This is a genomic window from Phreatobacter sp. (genome assembly GCF_016793595.1).
GTDB lineage: Bacteria > Pseudomonadota > Alphaproteobacteria > Rhizobiales > Phreatobacteraceae > Phreatobacter.
This window is the reverse complement of the sequence record NZ_JAEULY010000023.1, coordinates 18,306-38,291: the sequence shown is the minus strand read 5'-3', so window position 1 is coordinate 38,291 and position 19,986 is coordinate 18,306. Positions and strand designations below refer to the sequence as shown.

General features: G+C 67.6%; 22 protein-coding genes. 9 read left to right on the top strand and 13 right to left on the bottom strand.

Features of this window, described 5'->3' with window-relative positions:
* Positions 1–97 precede the first annotated feature (97 nt).
* The gene (gene efp / locus JNK84_RS20670) at positions 98–721 is read right to left on the bottom strand and encodes an elongation factor P (protein WP_293427720.1); all 624 of its coding nucleotides are present in this window, start codon (positions 719–721) and stop codon (positions 98–100) included.
* Positions 722–787: 66 nt separating this feature from the next.
* Positions 788–1,615 carry an acyl-CoA thioesterase gene (locus tag JNK84_RS20665; protein ID WP_293427717.1) on the bottom strand — a complete coding sequence of 276 codons (828 nt, stop codon included), beginning with the start codon at positions 1,613–1,615 and terminating at the stop codon, positions 788–790.
* Positions 1,616–1,723: 108 nt separating this feature from the next.
* On the opposite strand from JNK84_RS20665, the gene epmA reads away from it, so the two are divergent.
* On the top strand, positions 1,724–2,785 hold the full coding sequence (epmA, locus tag JNK84_RS20660) for an EF-P lysine aminoacylase EpmA (protein ID WP_293427714.1): 1,062 nt from the start codon (positions 1,724–1,726) through the stop codon (positions 2,783–2,785).
* Here epmA and JNK84_RS20655 read toward each other — a convergent pair.
* From JNK84_RS20655 to JNK84_RS20605, 11 genes are all read right to left on the bottom strand, one after another.
* Positions 2,775–3,374 carry a GNAT family N-acetyltransferase gene (locus JNK84_RS20655; protein ID WP_293427711.1) on the bottom strand — a complete coding sequence of 200 codons (600 nt, stop codon included), beginning with the start codon at positions 3,372–3,374 and terminating at the stop codon, positions 2,775–2,777. The two genes, epmA and JNK84_RS20655, sit on opposite strands and share 11 nt — an antisense overlap.
* Positions 3,375–3,378: 4 nt before the next feature.
* Positions 3,379–5,181 (bottom strand): gamma-glutamyltransferase family protein, encoded by a 1,803-nt coding sequence (locus JNK84_RS20650; protein WP_293427708.1) that lies wholly within the window; start codon positions 5,179–5,181, stop codon positions 3,379–3,381.
* 24 nt (positions 5,182–5,205) lie between these two features.
* A complete protein-coding gene (locus JNK84_RS20645; protein WP_293427705.1) occupies positions 5,206–5,979 on the bottom strand; it encodes a short-chain dehydrogenase/reductase in 774 nt (257 codons plus the stop codon).
* A gap of 16 nt (positions 5,980–5,995) precedes the next feature.
* Complete coding sequence (locus JNK84_RS20640; protein WP_293427702.1) at positions 5,996–6,784, bottom strand: enoyl-CoA hydratase; 789 nt, start codon at positions 6,782–6,784, stop codon at positions 5,996–5,998.
* 11 nt (positions 6,785–6,795) lie between these two features.
* Positions 6,796–7,989: a CaiB/BaiF CoA transferase family protein gene (locus tag JNK84_RS20635; protein WP_293427699.1), complete on the bottom strand. Its 1,194-nt coding sequence runs from the start codon at positions 7,987–7,989 to the stop codon at positions 6,796–6,798.
* A 100-nt stretch (positions 7,990–8,089) separates the two neighbouring features.
* Positions 8,090–8,881, bottom strand: coding sequence for an alpha/beta fold hydrolase (locus tag JNK84_RS20630; protein WP_293427696.1), 792 nt, complete (start codon positions 8,879–8,881; stop codon positions 8,090–8,092).
* 1 nt (position 8,882) lies between these two features.
* On the bottom strand, positions 8,883–9,257 hold the full coding sequence (locus JNK84_RS20625; RefSeq protein WP_293427693.1) for a phosphate acetyltransferase: 375 nt from the start codon (positions 9,255–9,257) through the stop codon (positions 8,883–8,885).
* Positions 9,244–9,645 (bottom strand): MaoC/PaaZ C-terminal domain-containing protein, encoded by a 402-nt coding sequence (locus tag JNK84_RS20620; protein WP_293427690.1) that lies wholly within the window; start codon positions 9,643–9,645, stop codon positions 9,244–9,246. Before JNK84_RS20620 ends, JNK84_RS20625 begins: the two co-directional genes overlap by 14 nt.
* The gene (locus JNK84_RS20615) at positions 9,642–11,141 is read right to left on the bottom strand and encodes an acyl-CoA synthetase (RefSeq protein WP_293427687.1); all 1,500 of its coding nucleotides are present in this window, start codon (positions 11,139–11,141) and stop codon (positions 9,642–9,644) included. Before JNK84_RS20615 ends, JNK84_RS20620 begins: the two co-directional genes overlap by 4 nt.
* The gene (locus JNK84_RS20610) at positions 11,138–11,911 is read right to left on the bottom strand and encodes an enoyl-CoA hydratase/isomerase family protein (RefSeq protein ID WP_293427684.1); all 774 of its coding nucleotides are present in this window, start codon (positions 11,909–11,911) and stop codon (positions 11,138–11,140) included. The genes JNK84_RS20615 and JNK84_RS20610 overlap by 4 nt, the downstream gene beginning before the upstream one ends.
* Positions 11,912–11,918: 7 nt before the next feature.
* Positions 11,919–12,539, bottom strand: coding sequence for a TetR/AcrR family transcriptional regulator (locus tag JNK84_RS20605; protein ID WP_293427682.1), 621 nt, complete (start codon positions 12,537–12,539; stop codon positions 11,919–11,921).
* 140 nt (positions 12,540–12,679) lie between these two features.
* Between JNK84_RS20605 and JNK84_RS20600 the strand changes: the two genes are divergently transcribed.
* The 8 genes from JNK84_RS20600 (at position 12,680) to JNK84_RS20565 (ending at position 19,927) form a co-directional block, all read left to right on the top strand.
* Complete coding sequence (locus JNK84_RS20600; RefSeq protein WP_293427956.1) at positions 12,680–13,888, top strand: substrate-binding domain-containing protein; 1,209 nt, start codon at positions 12,680–12,682, stop codon at positions 13,886–13,888.
* Positions 13,889–14,017: 129 nt separating this feature from the next.
* Entirely contained in the window at positions 14,018–14,791 is a 774-nt protein-coding gene (locus JNK84_RS20595) for an ABC transporter ATP-binding protein (protein ID WP_293427679.1), read from the top strand.
* Positions 14,784–15,506 (top strand): ABC transporter ATP-binding protein, encoded by a 723-nt coding sequence (locus JNK84_RS20590; RefSeq protein ID WP_293427676.1) that lies wholly within the window; start codon positions 14,784–14,786, stop codon positions 15,504–15,506. Before JNK84_RS20595 ends, JNK84_RS20590 begins: the two co-directional genes overlap by 8 nt.
* A 10-nt stretch (positions 15,507–15,516) precedes the next feature.
* A complete protein-coding gene (locus tag JNK84_RS20585) occupies positions 15,517–16,536 on the top strand; it encodes a branched-chain amino acid ABC transporter permease (RefSeq protein ID WP_441343280.1) in 1,020 nt (339 codons plus the stop codon).
* Positions 16,537–16,546: 10 nt separating this feature from the next.
* Positions 16,547–17,608 carry a branched-chain amino acid ABC transporter permease gene (locus JNK84_RS20580; protein ID WP_293427673.1) on the top strand — a complete coding sequence of 354 codons (1,062 nt, stop codon included), beginning with the start codon at positions 16,547–16,549 and terminating at the stop codon, positions 17,606–17,608.
* Positions 17,609–17,701: 93 nt separating this feature from the next.
* Positions 17,702–17,911 (top strand): CsbD family protein, encoded by a 210-nt coding sequence (locus JNK84_RS20575; RefSeq protein WP_293427670.1) that lies wholly within the window; start codon positions 17,702–17,704, stop codon positions 17,909–17,911.
* A gap of 283 nt (positions 17,912–18,194) precedes the next feature.
* Positions 18,195–18,797 carry a TetR/AcrR family transcriptional regulator gene (locus tag JNK84_RS20570; RefSeq protein ID WP_293427667.1) on the top strand — a complete coding sequence of 201 codons (603 nt, stop codon included), beginning with the start codon at positions 18,195–18,197 and terminating at the stop codon, positions 18,795–18,797.
* 11 nt (positions 18,798–18,808) lie between these two features.
* Positions 18,809–19,927, top strand: a complete 1,119-nt coding sequence (locus JNK84_RS20565) for an efflux RND transporter periplasmic adaptor subunit (protein WP_293427664.1) — start codon at positions 18,809–18,811, stop codon at positions 19,925–19,927.
* Positions 19,928–19,986: the final 59 nt, after the last annotated feature.

The window sequence follows — 19,986 nt, the reverse complement described above, 5'->3', positions numbered from 1 at the left end:
GAGAGCCAACCTGCGTGGACCAGTCGAGGTCGATCCCCTCACCCGGCTGCTCCGCAGCCACCCTCTCCCCATGGGAGAGGGTTTTGTGGTGCCCTTGTCAGTCCTTGGCGCGCTCGGAATAGGAGCCGTCCTCGGTCATCACCACGATGCGCGTGCCGATGCCGATATGCGGCGGCACGGTGGTGCGCACGCCGTTGGAGAGGATCGCCGGCTTGTAGGACGAGGAGGCCGTCTGGCCCTTGGTCACCGGCTCGGTCTCGACCACTTCCAGCGTGACGCGCTGCGGCAGCTCGATGCCGACCGGATTGCCCTCGTAGACCGACAGTTTCACTTCCATCTCGTTCTGGAGATAGGGCTTGTAGTCGCCGAGGATGTCGTCGGGAACGGAGATCTGCTCGTAGGTCTCCTTGTTCATGAAGTGGTTCCCGTCACCGTCCGTGTAGAGGTAGGTGTAGGGACGATCCTCGACATAGGCGCGCTCGACCATCTCGGTGGTGCGCCAGCGCTCGGACACTTTCACGCCGTCGGACAGGCGGCGCATGTCGACCTGCGTCACCGGGGTGCCCTTGCCGGGATGGATGTTCTGGGCGGCGACGATCAGGTAGAGCCTGCCGTCGACTTCGAGGATGTTGCCCTTGCGGACGGAGGAGGCGATGACCTTCGGCACGGAAGTGGTCCTTGGGATTTGCGGGCTTTGGGATTTGCAGGCTGCGGCCCGCATGATCTATCGGGCCGTCGCATAGACGAATTGGCCGATCAGCGCCACCCCTGCCCGAAAATCGGCGGGTCAGTCGCGGAACCAGACGACCTGCGTTGTCGAGGCCAGCAGCTTGCCTGAGTCCGACCAGATCTCGCCCTGCTGGTCGAAGAACTGGCCGCCGAAGCGCATGGAATCGGCCTTGGCCAGAACCGGGCGCGTGCCCTGCGCTGCCAGCTCCTCCGAGATCGCGTGGAAATAGGAGGTGATCGACACGGTGCCGGCCGGCGTCCGCGTGCCGCGCACCTGAAAGATGCGCACGATGAACACGTCGCAGATGGCGGCGAGCGACAGATAGTCGAGCGGGCGGGGCGGGTTGTCGGCGACCCAGAGCACCGAGCGCGCGGATTGCGGTTCGGCATGGGCCGCGCCGGGAATGAAGGGCGGTCTCTCGGTGTAGCGGAAATCGTAGCGCGACAGCCAGGCGAGGGGCGGCTTGCCGGTGAGGATCGGCAAGGCGTCGGCGGGCGGGACGGCCGGCATGACGGCGGATTGATGCGCCCAGGTCGGCGATCGCACCGCGCAGACGACGGTGGCGTTGGCCGCGATGGTCTCGCCCTGCCTCAGTTCGACATAGAGATGCTGCACCGAGCGTCCGGACCGGATTTCGCGAACGATGACGGCGAATTCGCCGTCCGCAATGGCGGCGCAGAAATTGACGGTGAGCGCCACCGGCTCGCCGACGCGCCGGTCGTGCTCCAGCGCCGCGCGCAGCAGCAGCGCCGCCGTCGTGCCGCCGAAGGGACCGACCATGTTGGCATAGGCCGGCGAGGTGCGGCCGGTCAGCGTGCCGTCCGGGCCGGGCGTCAGAAGAGTGGCGGTGTCGAGCGGGTGGAGGTCGGCGAGACTGTCGGACATGATCGAAGCGGCTGCTGTTTCGTGTTGTTGCACGATACCCTATGAGGAGCGCCGCAACCGCCGCAATGACGCCAAAGGTCATGGGTTGCGGCGCAGACGGAGCGAGCGATGACCGAGACGACTGCCTCGCCCTGGTGGGATGCCGGCCGCCATGCCGACCGCCGCCCGTTTCTCGCCGCGCGCGGACGGATCAAGGCGGCGATGCGCGGCTGGTTCGGGGACCAGGGGTTCACGGAGGTCGAGGCCGGCATCCTGCAGGTTTCGCCGGGCAACGAAGCGCATCTCCACGCCTTCGCCACCGAGGCGGTGACCATCGATGGCCGGCGCGCGCCGCTCTACCTGCACACCTCGCCCGAATTCGCAGCGAAGAAGCTGATCGCCGCCGGCGAGACGCGGATCGTCGATTTCGCCCGCGTGTTCCGCAACCGCGAGCGCGGGGCCCTGCACCACCCCGAATTCACGATGGTCGAATGGTATCGCGTCGGCGAGACCTATGAGAGCCTGATGGCGGACTGCGCCGAACTGCTGGCGCTGGCCTGCGAAGCCGCCGGTCGGCATGCGCTGGTCTGGCGGGAGGCTTCCGTGGACCCGGGGCTGGCGCCCGAGCGGGTGACGCTTGCGGAGGCGTTTGAACGCCACGCTGGGATCGACCTGCTCGCGACGATATCACCATCGGGCGAGGCAGATGGCGAGGGCCTCGCCGCGCGAGCGAGAGAAGCGGGCATCCGCGTCTCCGGCGACGACACCTGGGCCGACATCTTCTCGAAAGTGCTGGTCGAGCGGATCGAACCCAATCTCGGCTTCGGCCGGGCGACCATCCTTTGCGAATATCCGGTCAGCGAGGCGGCACTCGCGCGCGCCAAGGCGTCCGATCCGCGGGTCGCCGAGCGGTTCGAGCTCTATGCCTGCGGCGTCGAACTCGCCAATGCCTTTGGGGAACTGACCGATCCGGAAGAGCAGCGGCGGCGTTTCGCGATCGAGATGGCCGAGAAGCAGCGCATCTATGGCGAGAGCTATCCGATCGACGAGGACCTGCTGGCAGCGCTCGCGCACATGCCGCCGACGTCCGGCATCGCGCTCGGTTTCGAGCGGCTGGTGATGCTGGCGAGCGGCGCCCGGCACATCGAGGACGTGATCTGGGCGCCGGTGCCGGACCTGTTCAGCCGATAACCGGAATATGCGGCGCGGCCGTCCGGGGCAGGATGCCCGACAGGCGTGGGTCATCGACGACCTCGACCTGACGTGCGAAGGGCGTGAAGCCCTGCCGCCGGTAGAAGGCCAGTGCCGCCGGATGGTCGAGCGTGCAGGTGTGAAGCCAGACGCGCCGTGTTGCGGCTTGCCATGCCAGCGCCAGCGCCGCCGCCATCATCGCCCCGCCCAGACCCTTGCCGGTGGCATCCGGCCTCAGCCCGAAGAACGAAATCTCGACATCGGCGGGATCGCGGCGGTCGAGTTCCACGATGCCGGCCTCCGCGCCGTCCGCCATCGCCACATAGGTCTCGTTGCCGGGACGGTGGAGGATCGCGGTCAGCTCGGTTTCGGTCATTTCGAGGCGGGAGAACCACAGCCAGTCCTCGCCGATAGCCCGGTAAAGCGCGCGATACCAGCCGATGTCGGGTCGCTCGGTCTTGCGCAGGGCGATGCGCTCCGAGGGTGCGCGCGGGGCGGGCCGCTGGCGCATTTCCAGATGCGTGACAACCGCTGCGATCTTTCCGGGCGGCAGGTCCGTATAGCCGTCGAGGTTCAATGCGATGCTCATGCGTTCATCGCCCGACCGCATAGCCCTGCATGCCGCGCGGATTGGCGGCGGCCTTCAGCCGCAAGCCCTCCTTGCGCGCGCCCGTGAGGCGGCCCTCGGACCATGCACCGCCGACCTCGACCTCGTGGCCGCGCCGGCGCAGTTCGTCGATGGTCGCTTGCGGGAAGCGGCTCTCGACGACGATCACGCCAGGGCGCGAGGTGCGCGGCCAGAACGAGCCGGGGAAATGCTCGGTGTGCCAGGCGGGAGCGTCGATGGCTTCCTGAAGGTTCATGCCGGCATGGACGTGGCGCAGGAACATCTGAGGGATCCACTGGTCCTGCTGGTCGCCGCCGGGCGAACCCCAGGCCATGTAGGGCGCGCCGTCGCGATAGGCGATGGTCGGGGTCAGCGTCGAGCGCGGGCGCTTGCCGGGCTTGAGGGTTGCCGGATGGCTCTCGTCCAGCCAGAACATCTGGGCGCGCGAGCCGAGGCAGAAGCCGAGGGCCGGGATGATCGGGGATGATTGCAGCCAGCCGCCGGAGGGCGTCGACGAGACCATGTTGCCCCAGCGGTCGATAATGTCGAAATGGACGGTGTCGCCGCGCGTGCCGCCGCTCTCGTGCGTTTCGATCTCGCCAACCGTGGGTTCGCCGGCACCGGTCGCGCCGACCGCGACGCGTTTGCCGGACGAGACGCGCGCATCAACCTTGCCGCCGGCTCCCGCGATGGTGCCCGGGCGCAGATCCAGCGAGGCGCGGTCAGTGATCAGCCTGCGCCGTTCGTCGTTGTAGGCGTCGGACAGCAGCGTTTCGATCGGCACGCCGACGAAATCCGGGTCGCCGTAGAAGGCCTCGCGGTCGGCGAAGGCGAGCTTGGCCGCTTCCGTGACGAGGTGGACGAAGTCCGGTCCCGCCACGTCCATGCCGTCGAGGCCCATGCCCTTGAGCAATGCGAGCTGCTGGAGGCAGACAAGGCCCTGGCTCCAGGTCGTCGGCTTGAACACCCGGTAGCGGCCGTAATCGTAGTGGATCGGAGCCTCGACGCTGGCCTTCCAGTTCGCCATGTCCTGTCCGGTGAGCACGCCGCGATTGTGCTGACCGGTGACGTCGTAAACAGCTTCAGTGCGGCAGAAGCGGTCGATGGCCTCGGCGACGAAGCCCTGACTCCAGACGTAGCGGGCGCGGGCGATCTCGTCCTCGCGCGTGCCGCCTTCGCATTCCCGGAGGACGCGCTCGTAGGTTTCCGCGAGCTTGACGTTGGTGAACAGGTCGCCCGGTTTCGGCACCGCGCCGCCCGGCAGATAGACGGCCGCCGAGGTAGGCCAGTGGTCGCGGAACAGGGCCTCCACCGTGCGGATGGTGGCGGGGATGCGCTCGACCAGCGGATAGCCGTGGCGGGCATAGGAGATGGCGGCTTCCAGCACGTCGCGCGGGCGCATGGTGCCGTAGTCGCGCAGCATCAGCATCCAGGTGTCGAAGGCGCCGGGAATGCAGGTGGCGAGCAGGCCGGTGCCGGGCACGAGGTCGAGACCGAGCGAGCGGTAGTGCTCGATGGTCGCGCCGGCCGGGGCAGGGCCCTGTCCGCAGATGACCTCCACGGCTTCCTTCTTCGCATCGTAGAGGATGACCGGCACGTCGCCGCCGGGGCCGTTCAGGTGCGGCTCGACGATCTGCAACGTGAAGGCGGCGGCACAGCCGGCGTCGAAGGCATTGCCACCGCGCTCGAGAATGCCCATGGCGACGGCCGAGGCGATCCAGTGCGTGGTGGTGACGACGCCGAAAGTCCCGTCGATCTCGGGACGCGTGGTGAAGCGCGGCGCGCTCATGATGCTCTCCAAGAATTACGCAATTCAGCCGCGGAACGCGCCGCCGCCATCGACGTCCAGCACCGCGCCGGAGACGTAGCCGCAAGCGGGGGAGGCGAGGAAGGCCGCCGCGTTGGCGATTTCCTTCGGATCGATCAGTCGGTTCAGCGGCAGGCCGGTCAGCATCTCTTCCCAGCGGCTCTGGTCGCCGAACTTGGCCTCGGCCTGCTGTTTCGACAGAGATATGATCCGGTCGGTGCGGGTCGCCGCCGGATTGATACCGAAGACGCGCACGCCCCATTCCTGCGACTTGCCGCCGACCGCGCCGGTGAAGGCCATCAGCGCGGCATTGCCGGCTCCGCCGCAGACATAGCTGTAGCGCGGCGTGCGCCCGGCCATGCCGATGATGTTGACGATGACGCCGGTGTTGCGGTCCTTCATCGAGGCCAGCGCCAGCTTGGTCAGGTGGATGTAGCCCATCACCTTGAGCGACCAGGCCTGTTCCCAGGTCTCCATGGAGAGGTCGAGCAACCCGCCGCCGGGAATGGCGCCGGCATTGTTGACGAGAATGTCGACGTCACGGTGATTGGCCCAGAGCGCTTCGCGGTCAGCCTGGCGGGACAGATCCGCCGCGGCGATCTCGATCGACCCCTGATGGCGCGCCTTGAGACCGGTGGCCGCCGCCTCCAGCCGCTTGATGTCGCGCGCGACCATGATGACGTGGGCACCCTCGGCCGAGAAGACCTCGGCGCAGGCGAGGCCGATGCCCTTCGACGCGCCGGTGACCAGCACCTTCTTGCCTGCAAGCCCGAGTTCCATGGCCGGCTCCCTCGTCTCACTCGCCCTTGAAGTTCGGCAGGCGCTTCTCGAGGAAGGCCTTCTGGCCTTCCTTGTAGTCAGCGGAATCGAAGCACTTCGCCACCAGCGCATCCACGGCGGCATCGTCCTGTTCCGCTTCCGGCTTCGACAGCTCCACCAGCGAGCGCTTGATGGCGGCGAGCGTCAAGGGGGCATTGGCCGCCACCGTGTCGAGATAGGCCCGCACCTCCGCCTCGAAGCTCTCGCGCGGCCAGGCCCGATGGATGACGCCGGAGCGCTCGCCGTCGGCGCTGTTGAGGATGCGCGCGGAGATGAGGATGTCGGCCACCGCCGCCATGCCGATCTTCTTGATCATCATCTTGACGCTGGAAAAGCCATAGCCGAGGCCGAGCCGCGCCGCCGGCACGCGGAAGCGCGAATCCGATGTGGCGAAGCGCAGGTCGCAGGTCAGCGCCAGCGCGCAGCCGCCGCCGAAGCAGATACCGCGAATGACGGCGACGGTCGGCTTGGCGGCATCATGGATCGCCGCCATGCCGGCGGCGACCGCGCGGTCATAGGCGCGCACGGCGTCCTCGCCGGTGCGCTTCTCGCCGAACTGCGAGATGTCGGCGCCCGCGCAGAAGGCCTTGTCACCCGCACCGGTGACGACGATGACGCGCACCGTGCGGTCGTCCTCGGCCCGTTTCACGAGGCCGGGAACGCTCGACCACATGTCGAAGGTCATGGCGTTCATCTTCGTGGGCTGGTCGATGGTCAGTGTCGCGACGCCGTTCGACGCCTCATAGCGCACGGTGGCTTGGCTCAAGGCTTGTCCTTTCACACGATCTTTGCGTCACGCAGCCGGGCGATCTCGTCGGCGTCGAATCCCGCCTCCGCGAGCACTTCGTCGGTATGCTCGCCGGCCTCGGGAATGGCGGTCTCGATGGCCGGCGGCGTGCGCGACATCTGGAGCGGCTGGGCGATCAGGCGGATGTCGCCACGCGCATAGTGCCGGATCGGCACGGCCATGCCGAGATGCTCGACCTGCGGGTCGCTGAACACCTCGTCCATGCGGTAGATCGGGCCGGCGGGCACGCCCTCCGCCTCCAGCCGATCCAGCCAGTCGGCGGTGGTGCGCGCGCGGAAGATATCGGCAAGCAGGGCCATCAGGGCCGGGCGGTTGCGGAACCGCAGCCTGGCGTCGGCATAGTCGGGATGGGCGACCAGATCCTCGCGCTCGATGGCGCGGCAGAAGCCCTTCCACTGGCCCTCGCCGCCGACGCCGACATTCACGTGGCCGTCCGCCGAGGGCAGCACGCCCATCGGGGTGGCGTGCGGATGGTCGTTGCCGGCCTGCGGCGGCACGCGCCCATCGACCGTGTAGGCGGCGGCCTGGAAGTCGCACATGGCGATCTGGGCTTGCAGCAGCGAGGTCTGCACCCACTGGCCCTCGCCGGACTTCGCGCGCTCGGCGAGCGCCACGAGGATGCCGGTGGCGGCATAGATGCCGGCGGCGGAATCCGCGACCGCGATGCCGGCGCGCAGCGGCGCTTCGCCCGGGAAGCCGGTGACGCCCATCAGCCCGCCCATCCCCTGCGCGATCTGGTCGAAGCCGGCGCGGGTCCGGTAGGGGCCGGTCTGGCCGAAGCCGGAGACCGAGGCGAGGATGACGCGCGGATTGACGGCCCGCAGCGCCTCGTAGCCGATGCCGAGGCGCTCCTTCACGTCGGGGCGATAATTCTCGACCACCACGTCCGCGGTCTCGACCAGTTTCAGGAAGACCTTGCGGCCCTCGTCGGTCTTCAGGTTGAGGGTGAGCGATCGCTTGTTGCGATGCAGGTTCTGCATGTCGGAGCCGTGGCGGTCGCCGAGGATCGCCGCGTTCGAATCGAAGCCGACGGGGGCATCGATCTTGATCACGTCGGCACCGAAATCGGCGAGGACGCGACAGCAGGTCGGGCCCGCGCGCACGCGCGTTAGGTCGAGGACCCTGATGTGGTCGAGTGCTGTGGAGGGGCGCGGTCGCGGCATGTCCTGTCCGGCACGGAACGTCGGGCCGGCAGACTAGGATTGTTTGGCGGCCGGCGGGAAGGGGACAGGCGGCATGACAGCACCTTGCGCCAGCATTCCCTCAGAGGCGCGCTGCAAAGGCGCTGAGCGCGGCGTTGAAGGCCTCTGGCTGTTCGGCATGGGGGGTGTGGCCGGCATCGGCGATGCTCACGGCCGCCCCGCGCGGCGCCTGAGCGGCGATCCATGCCGCGACCTCCGGGCGGTAGAGCCGGCTGCGCGCGCCCGCGAGCGCGAGAACGGGAATATCGAGCTTGCGGATCGTGTCCCGATGATCGGCCTCGACCAGCGAGCGCCAGAGATGCGCCATGACGGCCGGGTCGCGCGCGGCGACCACCTGCCGGGCATGCGCGACAAGGCCTGCATCCGCCGTGCGGCCTTCCGCGAACAGGGCATCAGCGATCTTCGGGGCATAGCGGGCCCATCCCGCCCGCATCCGTTCGGCGGCCGCGACGGCCTCGTCGAGCGACTGGCCATCGGAGAGCCCCAGGCGCCAGCCGACATCGTTCGCCACTTTCGGCGTCATGTCGACCATGACCAGCCCCGCGATGCCGGTCGAACCGCGCCGCGCCAGATGGTCGAGTGCGACGGTGGCACCCATCGACCAGCCGACGAGGAGTGCGGGCCGGTCGAGGCCGGCCAGCAGAGCGGCGAGGTCCGTGGACAGGTCAGCGATGGACAGGACGCCCGCCACCTCGCCGTCGCGGTGGCCGGCCTGATCGGGCGCGATCACCCGGAAACCCTCGTCCACGAGCCGGTGCTGGCCGGCGAAGAACGAGCGATCGACCGACCAGCCGTGGAGGAAGACGACGGGACGGCCCTCGCCGATGTCGGTCAGCGCCGCGTCGCCGGTCACGTCAGGCCTCGATCGCTGCATCGACGTCTTTTACCAGCACGAGCGCGCGGCCGGTGGCGAGGACCTGGCCGGCGGCGTCGGCAAGGGTCGTCGCAAGGTCGCAGAGATGCTTGTCGGGCCGCAGGCGGGTGATGGTAACCGTGGCGGTTACCTCGGCGTCGAGCGGCACGGGAACGGCGAAAGCCAGTTCCTGCTTGAGGTAGTTCGTGCCGCTGCCGGGCAGTTCGACGCCGAGCAGGTAGGAAAACAGCGCGCCGATCAGCGGTTCGGGGACGTCGCGGATCGTCGCCGGAGCGACGCCGGCCAGCGAGGTGAAGGCGGCGATGTCCTCCAACGTGTAGCGGCGGGTCAGGCTGGCGCTGTCACCGACCTTCATCGCCGCCCTCCGTGGTGACGTTGGCGGAGGCCTCGCAGACGGTCTCGCCGTCGCTTTCTCGGACGATGCGCAGGGCCAGCCGCGCGCCATCGGCGGTCGTGGTTTCCACGATGCCGGAAAAGACCAGCGCCTCGCCCGCGAAGGCGGGCGCCGGGAACATCAGCGTCTGGGCCGTCTGGCGCGCGCCGGGCACGTGCCGGCGCATCAGGCCCCACAGGACGGTGTAGAGGAGCATGCCGTGCGAGACGGTGCGGCCGAACCGCGTGCGGGCGGAGAAATCGGCATCGACGTGGATCGGGTTGTCGTCGCCGCTGACCCTGGCGAACAGGTCGAAATCGGCCTGGGTCAGCGTCCGCGTCTCGGAGAACAGGGGGCCGGCAGCGATCATCGCGAGCCCTCCGCGACGATGCCGCGCAACACGTGCTTCTGGATCTTGCCTGCCGCCGTGCGCGGGAAGTCTTCCACTAGCGTGATATGTTTCGGCACCTTGTAGCCGGCGAGATTGGCGCGCGCGTGCTTTCGGATGTCCTCGACGCCTGTCACGGCACCCGGCCGCAGCAGGATCACGGCATGCCCGACCTCGCCCCATTGCGCGTCCGCGACGCCGAGTACGGCGGCCTCCAGCACCGCCGGATGGGCGTGCAGGACGATTTCCACCTCGGCCGGATAGACGTTCTCGCCACCCGAGATGAACATGTCCTTGATGCGGTCGACGATGAAATAGCAGCCGTCCGCATCCTGCCGGCCGACATCGCCGGAGCGCAGCCAGCCGCCGGGCGCGAAGGCCTTTCCGGTGGCTTCGGGGTTGTTGAAGTAGCCGGGCGTGATGCCGGGGCCGCGAAACAGCAACTCGCCGCGCTCGCCCTGCGCAACGTCATTGCCGTCGAGGTCGACGAGGCGGACCTCGGCCAGCACCTGCGGCTTGCCCACCGAGCCGATCTTCTCGACCGCATGGGCGGGGTCCATGAGGAAGACGGTCGGTCCGGTCTCCGTCATGCCCATGCCGTTGCAGACGGTGACGCCGCGATCGAGGAAGGCGCGCAGCATCGCCTCGGGCATCGGCGCGCCGCCGCAGCCCCAGTGGCGCACGCGGGAGAAATCGGTGGTGGCGAAGGCGGGATGCAGGCTGATCGCCTGATAGATGGCGGGCACGCCGAAGAACAGCGACAGCCGCCCCCGCGCGATCAGGTCGATCACCACGTCGGCCTCGAATTTCGGGATGATCCGCGAGGTGCCGCCGGCGATGAACACGGGCAGGGCGTGCAGATTGATGCCGGCCGTGTGGAACAGCGGCAGGAAGTTCAACGTGTCGTCGCCGGCGCCGAGCCCGGTCGCCTGCTGGATATTGACGTAGTTGGCGAGCGCCATGCCCGGCGTCTGGATCACCGCCTTGGGCTTGCCGGTCGTGCCGGACGTGTAGAGCAGATACCAGACCCTGTCGGTCTCCCAAGGCTCGGCAGGGCCGGAGAGGCGGGAAGCCCCCGCGCGCTCGGTCTCGTAGTCCGCGAAGGACAAGACCGGCACACCGGGCAGGGAGCCGGCGAGCGTGGCATTGGCCTCATCCGCGAGCAGCAGCTTCGCGGCGCAATCGGCGAGGATCGGCGCGAGTTCGGCGGGCGTCTGCCGCCAGTTGAGCGGCACGAGGATCAGTCTGGCCTTGGCGCAGGCGAAGAGCAGCTCGAAGAAGGTCGCGCCGTTGTGGCAGAGCACGGCGACGCGGTCGCCCTCGGCAAGCCCTCTCGACAGGAGCAGGGCCGCGCCACGGGAGGCATTGGCCTCGATCTCTGCGAAGGTGAGGGAGCGGCCGGTCGCGATTTCCTCGAATGCGACGGCATCGGGCGAGAGTTCCGCACGGCGGCGGCAGATATCGGGAATCGATCTCATGCGGCCCTCGCGAGGAAGCGCGCCATGCCGGCCTCGGTCTCGTCAGTTTCGATCAGGTCGAGGAAGCGGCTGCGCTCGCGCTCGAGGCCGTCGGCGATGGCGCGCAGGCGCTCCGGCGGCATGAGCAGCGAACGCGTCGCGGCGAGGCTCGGGGCAACCTTTGATCGCAGCGTGCCGAGCCACCCGGCAATGACCGCCTCGAACTCGTTCGCGGCCGGGGCCGCCTGCGCGATGCCGAGCGCCAGCGCCTCATCCGCGCCGATGCGGCGGTTGAGCATCTGGATCGCGCCGGCGCGCGCGGGGCCGATCCGCTCGGGGAGCAACGCCGTCCAGCCGCCGTCCGGGGAGAAGCCGACATCGACATAGTAGGACTGAAGGAAGGCGCGTGGTCCCATGACGACGAGGTCGCTGGCGAAAACGAAGCCGCAGGAGCCGCCGGTGACTGGGCCGTGCACCGCCGCGATCACCGGGCAGGGCAGGGCGAGCAGCTTCAGGATCGCCTCGTTCAACGCGCCGACGAGGCGGGCTGCATAGGTCCGCCGCTCGCCGCGCGGCAAGCCGGCGAAGGCCACGATATCACCGCCGGTCGAGAAGGAGCGACCCGCGCCGCGCAGCACCAGAACGGCGGGCGGCGTCGAGGAGAGGCCGTCGAGGGCCGCGTTGAGGGCGTCCATCAGATCCGGAACGAGCGCATTGTGGCGTGCCGGGCGATTGAGCGTCAGCGTCGCGACACCATCCACCACGTCGACCAAGACGTGGCTGTCAGTCATGGCTTTCTCAGACATGGCTTTTGGGCCCGATGCCGTTTGCCACGAAATCGAAGGCTGCCTCCGCGACCGCTTCGAGCGGCACGCTCTCGTCATAGAGCGAGTAGCGCCGGCCGATCATGTCGGTGACGCCCATCAGGGCCCAGGCGCGAACCTCGGCGTCGCCGGGAGAGATTTCGCCGCGCCGCGCGGCCTCCTCCAGGCCGCCCCGGTAGCCATCGGCGAATTCCTCGTAGTAGGCGCGATGTACTGCCGGGTCGACGAACTGCGACTCGGCGACCACCCGGTAGAGATTGGGATTATCCCGGATGAACTGCAGGAAGGCGTGAATACCCTTCCGCTCGGCGGAAAGGCGGTCCGGCGCGCCCGCGATGGCGCGCGTCAGGTGATGGCGAAGCCTGCGGCCCATCAGCAGGACCAGTTCGCGCAGAACGTCCTCCTTGGAGCGGAAATAGAGATAGAATGTGCCTTGTGCGACCTCGGCTTCCGCCGTGATCGTGGCGATGGAGGCATCGGAGAAGCCGCGCACGCCGATCTCGCGCTCGGCAGCGTCGAGAATCTTCTGGCGGGTACGCTCCCCGCGTTTGGTCTTCGGCACCGGCAGGGGGGCTGCCGGATCGATGTGAGCCATGGCGTTTCCGTCATCGGCCCTTCGCCCGATGGGCTCAGAACCGCCTTCCCGCTTGACGCGTTTCGGGGACGAGGCTAGCGTCACATGAAACATGACTCAAGTGTCAGTTTTGCATTTTCAGGATCAGGGAGGATCCCATGCTGAGGAAGACGCTGGCGCTGGCTTCGGCCTCGCTCGCACTGGCCGTGACGGCGTTTGCCGTTCCCGCCGCCGCGCAGACCCGTGACGTGAAGATCTGCCTCATCGCCGGCCGCACCGGTGCGCTGGAGGCCTATGCGAAGCAGACCGAGGTCGGCTTCATGATGGGCCTCGAATTCCTGACGCGCGGCACCAACCAGGTCGGCAACATGCGCCTGCAGGTCATCGTCAAGGACGACCAGCTGCGCCCCGATCGCGGCAAGGCGCTGCTCGAGGAGTGCTACAACGACGACCGCGCCGACATCGCGGTTGGCACGACAGGCTCGCCGGTGGCGCTCGCCATGCTGCCGGTGGCCGAAGAGGCCAAGAAGATCCTCATCGTCGAGCCGGCGGTGGCGGATTCGATCACGGGCGCCCGCTGGAACCGCTACGTCTTCCGCACCGGCCGCTCGTCCTACCAGGACGCGCTGGCCGCCGCCGCTTCCGTGCCGGAGAACGAGGACGTGTCCATCGGCATGATGGGCCTCGACACCGCCTTCGGCCGTGACGGCGTCGCCGCCTACAAGGCAGCGCTCGCCGCGATCCGCCCGCGCGCCCGCATCGTCGCGGAGGAATATGCTGCCGGCAACACGGCCGACTTCGCGCCCTTCGCGGAGCGCCTGTTCGCGGCGCTGCGCGATCGTCCCGGCAAGCGCATCATCGGCTTCATCTGGGCCGGCGCGCATCCGATGGCGAAGTTCGTGGACATGCGCCCGGAGCGGTTCAACATCGCGCTGGCGCCGGGTGGCAACATCCTGCCCGCGATGAACGCCTGGAAGGCCTTCGCCGGCACCGAAGGCGGCATCTACTACTACTACGACTTCCCGCGTAACCCGATGAACGACTGGCTGAAGGCCGAGTACCAGAAGCGCCATGGCGCGCCGCCGGACTTCTTCGTGGCAGGCGGATTCGCGGCAGCCGCCGCCGTGGTGGCTGGCCTTGAAAAGGCGGGGTCGACGGATACCGAGAAGCTGATCGCGGCCATGGAGGGCATGACCTTCCAGACGCCGAAGGGGGCGATGACCTTCCGCCGCGAGGACCATCAGGCGCTGCAGGAAATGTATCACTTCCGCATCCGCCCGAATGCCCGTGACAACGACCTGCTCGATCTCGTGCGCACCATTCCGGCTTCGGAAATGCCGCTGCCGATCACCAACCGGCGCACGAACTGACGAAAAGACCTGATCGTCGTGCCCGGCCTCGTGCCGGGCATCCACGACTTTCCTTTCAAGGCGTGTTCCAAGTCGTGGATGGCCGGGCCAAGCTCGGCCATGACGCGATGCCTCGCGAGACCCGTCACCATGCCACCCGTCCTCGAAACGCGAGACCTGACGATCCGGTTCGGCGGCCACGTCGCCGTGGACAGCGTCTCCTGCGCCTTCCATGCCGGCACGCTGACAGCCATTGTCGGGCCGAACGGCGCGGGCAAGACCACCTATTTCAACCTGATGTCGGGCCAGCTGACCGCGACCGCCGGCAAGACGCTGCTGGGTGGCGAGGACATTTCGGCGCTCGGCGCAGCGGGCCGTGCGCAGCGCGGTATCGGCCGCGCCTTCCAGATCACCAACCTCTTCCCGAACCTTACCGTGGCCGAGAATGTCCGCCTCGCGGTTCAGGCGCGCGGCAAGGCGGCAGCGAGCCTGTTCTCGCTCTGGTCGCGCCATCGCGACTGGATCGACAAGGCCGACCACTATCTCGAACAGGTGAACCTTGCCGGCGTGCGCGACACGGTCGCCGCCGCCCTGCCGCATGGCGACAAGCGCAAGCTGGAAGTCGCGATCATGATGGCGCTGGAGCCCGAGGTCTTCATGTTCGACGAGCCGACCGCGGGCATGTCGGTGGACGAGGTACCCGTCATTCTCGACCTGATCCAGAAGCTGAAGGACGAGGGGACCAAGACGATCCTCCTCGTCGAGCACAAGATGGACGTGGTGCGCTCGCTCGCCGACCGCATCGTGGTGCTGCACAACGGCCGCCTCGTCGCGGACGGCGAGCCGGCGGCGGTGATCGCCTCGCCGGTGGTGCAGGAGGCCTATCTGGGACAGGCGCCCAAGGCGGAGGCCGCAAATGTCTGAGCCGCTGCTCGACCTTCAGGGCGTCCATACCCATATCGGCCAGTATCATATCCTTCAGGGCGTCGATCTCGCTTTGCCGAAGGACGGCATGACCGTTCTGCTCGGCCGCAACGGCGCGGGCAAGACCACGACGCTGCGCACCATCATGGGGCTGTGGCAGCCGTCGAAAGGCACGATCACCTTCGACGGGCGGTCCATCGGCGGACTACCGACCCCGGACATCGCGCAAGGCGGCATCGCCTACGTGCCCGAAACCATGGCGGTCTTCGCCGACCTGACGGTTGCCGAGAACATGACGCTGGCGGCGCGCTCTGGCCCGGTCGATGCCGCGCGGCTCGACTGGATCTTCGGGCTGTTCCCGGCGCTCAAGAAGTTCTGGCAATTGCCTGCGGGCGTCCTTTCCGGCGGGCAGAAGCAGATGCTGGCCATCGCCCGCGCCATTGCCGAGCCGCGCCGGCTGATCCTCATCGACGAGCCGACCAAGGGCATCGCCCCGGCCATCATCGAGGCGATGATCTCGGCCTTCGCGGAGCTGAAGCGCGAAACGACGATCCTGCTGGTCGAACAGAACTTCCGTTTCGCCGCGAGCCTCGGCGACCATGTCGCTGTCATGGATGACGGCCGCATCGTCCATCGCGGCGCGATGGCCGATCTTGCCCGCGACGAGACCCTGCAGCAGCGCCTGCTCGGCCTGTCGCTCGACGCGCATCAGTGAGGGCGACGCGATGACCATGGCAACGACCTCGACACCAGCCGAGACGCTTCCTTCGGTGAAGTCGGACTATCTGCCCATCCTGCTGCCGATCGTGCTGGCGGCGGCGGCGCTGCCCTTCATCGGCAATCCCGTGACCTGGGTGACGCTGACTGTCGCCGCGCTCGCCATGGGCATGATGATCTTCGTCATCGCCTCGGGTCTCACGCTGGTCTTCGGCCTGATGGACGTGCTCAATTTCGGCCACGGCGCCTTCATCGCGGTCGGCGCCTATATCGCGCTGTCGGTGCTGGGGCTTTTGTCCGGCTGGGTGCAGGTGGATTCGCTCGCCTGGAACCTGATGGCGCTCGGCCTTGCGGTCGTGGTCGCGATGGCCGGCACGGGCCTGATCGGCTGGGCCTTCGAGCGGGTCATCGTCAAGCCGGTCTATGGCCAGCATCTCAAGCAGATCCTGATCACCATGGGCGGCCTGATCGTCGCCGAGCAGCTCATCCACGTCATCTGGGGCGGCGACCAGAAGGCCATGGCGCTGCCGACCGCGCTGCGCGGCGCGGTGGTGCTCGGTGATTTCGCCATCGAGAAGTTCCGCATTCTCGCGGTGGTCGTCGGCCTCGTCGTCTTCGCCGCGATGATGCTGGTACTGAACCGCACCAAGATCGGCCTGCTGATCCGCGCCGGCGTGGAGAATTCCGAGATGGTCGAGGCGCTCGGCTATCGCATCCGCCGGCTGTTCGTCGGCGTCTTCGTCGCAGGCTCCGCGCTGGCGGGGCTCGGCGGCGTGATGTGGGCGCTCTACCGCGAGACGCTGACGGCGGCGATCGGCGGAGACATCATGGTGCTCGTCTTCATCGTCATCATCATCGGGGGCCTCGGCTCGGTCGGCGGCTGCTTCCTCGGCGCCATCCTCGTGGCGATGATGGCGAACTACACCGCCTTCCTCGCGCCGAAGATCGCGCTCGCCTCCAACATCTTGCTGATGGTCGCGATCCTGATGTGGCGGCCGCAGGGCCTCTATCCCGTCGCCAAGCGGTGAGGGCACGACAATGCTGAACAGCCTCCTTTCCGGCGACTATCCCAAGAGCCGCATCCTCTCGGGCGTGCTGGTGGCCATCCTGGTCGGGCTTGCCTTCGCGCCGTTCCTGTTCTCGGGGGCGGCGGCGATCAACACGGCCGCCAAGATCTGCATCTTCATCGTGCTGGTGGCGAGCTACGACCTGCTGCTCGGCTATACCGGCATCGTCTCCTTCGCCCACACCATGTTCTTCGGCATCGGAGGCTATGGCGTCGGCCTCGGGCTCTACGCTTTCGGCGCGACCTGGGGCGTCATGGCGCTCGGCATCCTCATCGCGCTGCTCGTGGCGGTCGTGCTCGCCTTCCTGATCGGGCTTCTGTCGCTGCGCGTGCGGGCGATCTTCTACGCGATGATCACGCTGGCCGTGGCATCGGCCTTCCTGATCCTTGCCACGCAGTTCTCCGAATATACCGGTGGCGAGGATGGCCGTTCCTTCTCGGTGCCGCCGGTGCTGCGGCCGGGCTTCCGGCTGTTCGAGACGCCGGTCTTCGGCGTGACGATCAACGGGCGCATCCTGGCCTACTACCTCGTCTTCGTCTCGGCGGTCGTCCTGTTCCTGCTGGCGCTGCGGGTGGTGAACTCGCCGTTTGGGCGCGTCTTGCAGGCGATCCGCGAGAACGACATGCGCGCCGAGGCCCTCGGCTACCGCGTCGTTTATTACCGCACCGTCGCCAACTGCCTCGCCGCCGCCATGGCGGTGCTGGCGGGCGCGATGAGCGCCATCTGGCTGCGCTATACCGGCCCTGACACGACGCTGTCCTTCGCCATCATGCTGGACATCCTGCTCATGGTCGTGATTGGCGGCATGGGCACGATGTACGGGGCGGTGGTCGGCGCGACATTGTTCATCGTGGCGCAGAACTATCTGCAGAAGCTGATGGGCACGGCCTCCGCCGCGACCGAGGGCATTCCGCTGCTGCCGAAGCTTCTGCACCCGGATCGCTGGCTCCTGCTGCTCGGCGTGCTGTTCGTGCTCTCCGTCTATTTCTTCCCCACCGGTATTGTGGGACGGCTGCGCGGCGAAAAGCGGTAACCCGTTAGAGAAAAACGCATTCTCTCCGCTTTCTCGGAACCTCCGTCGGAGCTGTCCGGTTATCCGGGCAGTCAATCCGAAGGAGGATTTCCGATGAACTGGGACCGCGTCGAGGGTAACTGGAAGCAGCTCAAGGGCAACGTCAGGGAACAGTGGGGCAAGCTGACGGACGACGATCTCGACGTCATCGCCGGCCGCCGCGACCAGCTCGAGGGCAAGCTCCAGGAGCGCTACGGCTACGCCAAGGACAAGGCAAGGGCTGAGATCGACAGCTGGTACAATAGCCGGAACTGGCTGTCGTAAGGCTCCAAGCGCCAACTATCACGGAAGCGGGGACCTTTCGGCACTTCCGCCGTTGCCCCATAGGCCCGTCCGGTCCGCCGGGCGGGTCGTTTTGTGTCAAATCAAAATTCTCTTTTTAATTCAATCCGTTGTTTAGATTTTGACTATCGCCCGGGCATTCCCACACGGATTCGTTAACGCATCCGGTTGCTCCTGGGGAAGGTCGGGCTTGACGTTTTTCTGATAAGTGATAAATTTCCAAAATTATCAGTCATCAATTTTCAGGCTTCACCGATCGACGGCCATGACCCTCAAGACCCGCCTCACCGCAGACGAGACCCGCGAGCGCATCCTCGACACCGCCGAGGAGCACTTCCGCAGGGTTGGCTATGGCAAGACGGCGGTCGCGGACATTGCCGGGACGCTCGGCATGAGTCCCGCCAATGTCTATCGGTTCTTCCCGTCGAAATCGTCGATCTGCGAGGAGATCGCCAGCCGCCTTCTCGACAATTGCCATGAGGCGTTGCGCGAGATCGTCGCGGAGAAGCGGACGCCGGCCTCCGAGCGTCTCGCGCGGATGACCATGGCCATCCACCAGTTCAACAAGTCGCAGATGTTCGACGAGAAGCGTCTGCACGACATGGTCGAAGCGGCCATCAAGGAGAACTGGCACGTCATCAAGGCCCATCTGGAAACACTGGTGGTGCTGTTCGCCGAGGTTATCCAGGACGGCATGGCAGCCGGCGAGTTCGTCGTGCGCGACCCGGTCGAGGCCGCCTGGTCGTTCAAGCAATGCCACGTCACCGTTTTCCACCCCTCGCTGATCGAACAGTGCGCGACGCTGTTCGATCTCGACGAGCAGACCCGCCGCCTGACCCAATTCGCCATTCGTGCCCTGAAAGTCTGAGGACAGCCCTCATGTCGTCCAGCGTCTTCGGTTCCTCGTCCCCCGCCGCCATCCGCTCCCTGGCGCTCGTCTCGCTTCTGGCTCTCGGCCTTGCCGCCTGTACCGAAGGCAATGCAAGCACCGAGGCCAAACCGGAGGCGGCAGCCCGCGCCGTGGTGACCGAAACGATCACGTATGGACCGCGCAACCGCGAGCGCAGCTTCGTCGGCACCGTGCGCCCGCGCATCGAGAGCGATCTCGGGTTCCGCGTCGCCGGCAAGGTCGCCGAGCGGCTGGTGCAGCAGGGTGAGCGCGTCAGCCGCGGCCAGCCGCTGGCCCGGCTCGACGCGGCCGACCTGACGCTTCAGCGCGAACAGGCCGAGGCCGAGCTGACCGCGGCGCAGGTGAACCTCAATGCCTCGCTCGCGCAGGACAAGCGCACGCAGGATCTGCGTGTCGCTGGCTGGGCGACACAGGCAACGCTGGATACCCAGCTCGCCCGCAGCGCCGATGCCCGCGGCCGACTCGACCGTGCCAAGCGCGCCCTCGACCTTGCGGATAACCAGCTCACCTATGCCGCGCTCGTCGCCGATGCCGACGGCGTCGTGACGGCGACCATGGCCGAGCCCGGTCAGGTCGTTGCTGCCGGTACGCCGGTGATCCGTCTCGCCCGTTCGGGCGAACGCGAAGCCGTCGTCGCGATCCCGGAGGCGCTGATCGAGCATGTGCGCGCCGGCCAGGCGACCGTCTCGCTCTGGTCGAATGCCGGAAAGACCTACCGCGCCACGCTGCGCGAGTTCGCCGCCTCGGCGGACACGGCGACCCGGACCTTCCAGGCCCGCTTCACCATTCAGGACGCCGATGACGGTGTCGTCATAGGTATGACGGCAACCGTCGCGGTCGGCGAGCCCGCGTCCGCCCGCGTGGCTCGCCTCCCCATCTCCGCGCTCTATTCGGAAGGGCGCGGCCCCTCGGTCTTCGTGGTCGAGCCCGCAACCGGCAGGCTGACTCTGAAGCCAGTGACGGTCGCGGGCTATGACGGTCGCGAAGTGCTCATCGCCGATGGTGTCGCGGAGGGCGACAAGGTCGTCGCGCTCGGCGTCCACAAGCTCGACGAGAGCCAGCGCGTGCGCGTCGTCGCCGGCCGTTGATCCGCATCCCGGGCGCGCCGCCCCGGCGCGCTCCCGCCATCCATCCGCACTGACCGCCA